This window comes from Xenophilus sp., from assembly GCF_044462705.1.
GTDB lineage: Bacteria > Pseudomonadota > Gammaproteobacteria > Burkholderiales > Burkholderiaceae_C > Xenophilus > Xenophilus azovorans.
Map to the genome: position 1 here is coordinate 1 of NZ_JBIQNC010000293.1, position 4,624 is coordinate 4,624.

Here is a 4,624-nt window from a genome sequence, read left to right on the forward strand (position 1 = left end):
CCCCTCGAGGGGGCGCACCCGGTGGCCCGGCAAAGCCGGTTCCACGGGTGCACTGGCATGGCCTGCTCCGCGGCCTTTGGAATGGACACGAGCGCAGACTGCTGATGGAAGGGAACGCCCCAGACACCGCCCGAACGCCGCCGCGCCGGCCCTGGCCACGGCGCGTGCTGCGTGCCGCGGCCTGGAGCATGGCCGCGCTGCTGGTGCTGCTGGCGGCCGTGCTCGCCCTCGGCTGGTGGTGGATCGGCACCGACAGCTCGCTGGCCGCCGTGCTCCATCGCGCCGCGCGCTACCTGCCGGCCGGCCAGACGCTGGAGGCGCGCGGGGTCACCGGCTCGCTGCGCCGCGGCGGCGCCATCGGCCACCTGCGCTGGCAGAGCCCGACGATGGCGGTGGAGGTCGAGGGCGCACGCATCGGCTGGAGCCTGGGGCCGCTGCTGCAGCGGCGCGTGCAACTGGGCGAGGTGCATGCGGCGCGCATCGTCATCGAGCCGCGCGGACCGAAGGAAGAACCCAGCCCGCCGCCCGAGCCGCTGACGGGCCTGGTGCTGCCGGTGCAGATCGAGCTGCCCTTCCGCGTCGACGACCTGCAATGGAAAGGCCCGCCCCCCGTGCAGGCCACCGGCCTGGCCGGCCGCTACGTCTTCGATGGGCAGGACCACCGGTTGAAGATCGACGGCGTGGACCTGGCGACCCCCGTGCAGGGCCACTACAGCGCCGAGGCGCAGTTGCAGGGCGCCGCGCCGATGGCGCTGAAGCTGGCCCTGGACGGCCGCCTGCCCGCGCCACTGGAGGAAGGCCGCAGCATGGAACTGGCCGTTCACGCCACCGCCGACGGCACCCTCGCCGGCGCCGACGCGCGCCTGGCGGTGCAGGCGCAGGCGGCGCCGACGGAACAGGCCGACGGCACCCAGCCGATGGACGCGCAGGTCGAGGCCCGCGTCGCGCCCTGGGCGCCGCAGCCCGTGATCGATGCGCTGGCGAAGATGCGCCACCTCGACGTCGCGCTGCTGTGGCCGCAGGGGCCGCGCACGCTGCTCACCGGCGAGGCGGCCATCGAGCCCGACCCGGCCGCCGGCGCGCAGGCGTGGAAGCTGCGCGCCGACATCGTCAACGCCGAGCCCGGGCCCTGGGACGAAGGCCGCCTGCCGGTGCAGGCACTGCAGGCCGGCATCGGCTACGACGGCCGCAGCGTGCAGGTCGAGCAGGCCACGGTGCATGCCGGCCACGGCCGCATCGAGGCCCACGGGGCCTGGAGCCCGGCGCCCGATCCGTGGCGCATCGACGCCACCCTGCAGAACGTGCGGCCGGGCGAGCTGCACACCGCGCTGGCGGGCGCGCCCATCAGCGGCCGCGCCAAGGCGCAGCAGCGCGGCGAGGGCATCGACTTCGATGTGGCGCTGCAGGCCCAGGGCGGCGGCGGCACACGCGCGCTGAACGGGCTGAAGCTGGAACGCGCGCTGGCCCAGGGCCGATGGGCAGACCCGGTGCTGGACCTGGCGCAGCTTCGCATCGACGCCGAACGCGCCAGCATCCAGGGCAAGCTGGAACTGCACGTGGCCGACCAGGCCGGCCGCGGCGAACTGCGCGCCGCGCTGCCCGGCGGCTCGGCGCGGTTCCAGGGCCGCATCGCGCCCACGCAGGGCGGTGGCGAACTGTCGGCGCGCGTGGACGACGCCGCGGCGCTGCAGCAGTGGCTGGAAGGACTGCCGGGGCTGGAACAGGCCTTCGGCGGCGCCTCCGCGCAGGGCAGCGCGCGGCTCCAGGCGCGCTGGCAGGGCGGCTGGCGCACGATCCAGCAGCGCATCGCGTCGCCCGCCGCGCCGCTGCGCGGCAGCGCCGAGCCGACGCTGAACGCGACGCTCGAGACGCCGCGGCTGGTCCTGCGCCAGCCCGAGGCGCAGGAGGTCGAATTGCGCGGCCTGCGGGCCACGCTGGACGGCAGCCTGGCGAACGCCACGCTGGCGCTGCGCGGCGAGGCGCGCCAGGGCACGCGGCAGGTCACGCTCGACACCCGTGCCGGCGGCGGCCTGGCGGGCGAGCAGCGCTGGCGGCTGTCGCTGGCGCACCTGCGCGCGCAGATGCGCGACACCGCGCGCCGGGAGGAAGCGCCGTGGACGCTGGCCCTGGCCAGCGAGTTCAGCGGCACCCTGCGCGCCGGCGGCGGCAGCCTCGAACTGGAGACCACCGCCGGCGGCGCCACGCTCGAAGGCCCCGTGCCCGGCACCGTGCGGCTGGACTGGGAGCCGCTGCGCCTGCGCCAGAGCGCCAGCGCGGGCGGCGCCGTCTTCCGCCTGCAGACCAAGGGCCGCATGCGGGGCCTGCCGATGGCCTGGAGCCGCGCCTTCGGCGGCGACACCAGCCTGCGCGAAATGGGCATCAGCGGCGACCTGGTGTTCGACGGCGACTGGGACATCGACGCCGCCGACCAGCTGCGCGCCCAGGTGCGCGTGGCCCGCGCCGGCGGCGACCTGCGCCTGCAGGCCGGCGAGGCGGCGCTGGTGCGGCGCATCGACAGCCGCGGCACCGGCACGAAGAAGGAGATCAGCACCGACTCCACCGACAACGCACCCTCCACCCCGGCCGGGCTGCGCCAGGCCGAGCTGCGCCTGGACGCGCAGGGCGAGGCAGTGCGCGCCAGCCTGGCCTGGGACAGCGAGCGCGCCGGCCGCATCGACGTGCAGGCCGACACCCGTCTGGCGCAGCGCGCGGGCGGCTGGCAGTGGGCGCCCGACGCGCCGCTGGGCGGCCGGGTGAAGGCCAGCCTGCCGCAGCTCGGCGTGTGGTCGATGCTGGCGCCGCCGGGCTGGCGCGTCTCCGGCACGCTGGAGGCCGACGCCACCCTGGCCGGCACGCGCGGCGACCCGCGCTGGAACGGCACGCTCGCGGCCGACCGGCTGTCGCTCAAGGCGGCGGTCGAAGGGCTGGACCTGCGCGACGGCCGGCTGCGCGCGCAGCTCGCCGGCAACCGTCTGGTGCTGCAGGAGTTCGTGCTGCACGGCGGGCCGGGCAGCAGCGTGCGCATCCCGGGGCGCAGCGGCAACCTCAGCACCGCGGCCAGCGAGGCGGCGGCCGACGGCGGCCGCGTCAGCTTCCGCGGCGAGGCCGGCTGGGGCACGGCGCAGGCCGGGCAGTCCGGCCTGTCGATGGACATGCGCGGCGAGGTGCAGCGCCTGCGCGCGCTGGTGCGCTCGGACCGCCAGGTCACCGTCTCGGGCGACGTGCAGGCGCGGCTGGCGGCCGGGCAGCTCACGGTGCGCGGCAAGATCACCACCGACCGCGCCGTCATCATCCTGCCCGAAGAGACCGCGCCCGGCCTGGGCAGCGACGTAGTGGTCCAATCCGCCGCCCGCGCGGCCGAACAGCGCGAGCAGGCCGAGCGCGAGGCGCGCGCACGCGAGCGCCGGCAGGAGGCCGAGGCCCGGCCCAACCAGCCGCTGCTGTCGCGCCCGCCGGACATCGCCGTCGACTTCGACCTCGGCCGCGACTTCGCCGTGCAGGGCCGCGGCATCACCACGCGGCTGGAAGGCACGCTCAACGTCACCAGCCGGCAGCTCGCCGCGCTGCCGCGCATCACCGGCGAGGTGCGCACCGTGCAGGGCCAGTACCGCGCCTACGGGCAGGCGCTGGACGTGGAAAGCGGCATCGCCCGCTTCAACGGCCCCGTGGACAACCCGCAGCTCGACATCCTGGCGCTGCGGCCCAACATCTCGCAGCGCGCCGGCGTGCAGGTCACCGGCACCGCGCAGGCGCCGCGCGTCAAGCTCTATTCCGACCCGGCGCTGCCCGATGCGCAGACGCTGTCGTGGGTGGTGCTGGGCCGGGCCTCGGCCACCAGCGGCGGCGAGGCGCTGCTGATGCAGCAGGCGGCGCTCGCCCTGCTGGGCGGCCTGGGCAAGGGCGCCGGCGGCGGCGGGCTGGCCAGCCGCTTCGGCCTGGACGAGATCGGCTTCAAGGGGCCGGGCAGCAACGGCGGCATCGGCGACGCTGCGGTCACGCTGGGCAAGCGGCTGTCGGACGACTTCTACGTCACCTACGAACGCAGCCTGGCCGGCACGCTGGGCACGCTGTTCATCTTCTACGACCTCACGCGCAACCTGACGCTGCGCGGCCAGGCCGGCCTGCACAGCGGCGTGGACCTGATCTACACGGTCAAGTACGACTGACCGACTGCACGGCCTCAGCGGTCAGGTGCCGTTCAGGCGGATGGCGCGACAGTGGATACCGACCGCCGGCATGGCCTTGCGCCACGTCTGTCCCGTCTGGCCGACGGTCTCTTGGCCCGCCTCTTCGGCGGGCCGTCTTTTTTTTTCAAGGCCGAAGGCTCAGCAGAGCGGCCGCTCCAGCGCGCGCACGGTCTGCCTGATGCAATCCTCCATGCGCTCGTTCAGCGGCCGCCAGCCGCGATAGAACGGCATCGCGAAACTCATCCACACGATGCCCACGGCGCAGAACAGTTCGATCGTCAGTTCCCAGCTCATGACCCGGCTCCACGTTGAAGAGCGGCGATTCTAGGGAGCGAGGTCGCCGGCGCGACATGCGCCGGAAGGCGTACCCTCCTTTACGGAACGTACGACGTGCGGGCAGCGGCGGCGGAGGTGGTGCCCCCGGCAGGAATCGAACC

General features: G+C 75.2%; 2 protein-coding genes. One reads left to right on the top strand and one right to left on the bottom strand.

The features are described 5' to 3' along the window. The first annotated feature begins 164 nt into the window (after positions 1-164). Entirely contained in the window at positions 165-4,166 is a 4,002-nt protein-coding gene (locus ACIY1X_RS24955) for a translocation/assembly module TamB domain-containing protein (protein ID WP_399685976.1), read from the top strand. A 159-nt stretch (positions 4,167-4,325) separates the two neighbouring features. On the opposite strand, the gene ACIY1X_RS24960 is transcribed toward ACIY1X_RS24955, so the two are convergent. After that, complete coding sequence (locus ACIY1X_RS24960) at positions 4,326-4,481, bottom strand: hypothetical protein (protein WP_157007987.1); 156 nt, start codon at positions 4,479-4,481, stop codon at positions 4,326-4,328. Positions 4,482-4,624: the final 143 nt, after the last annotated feature.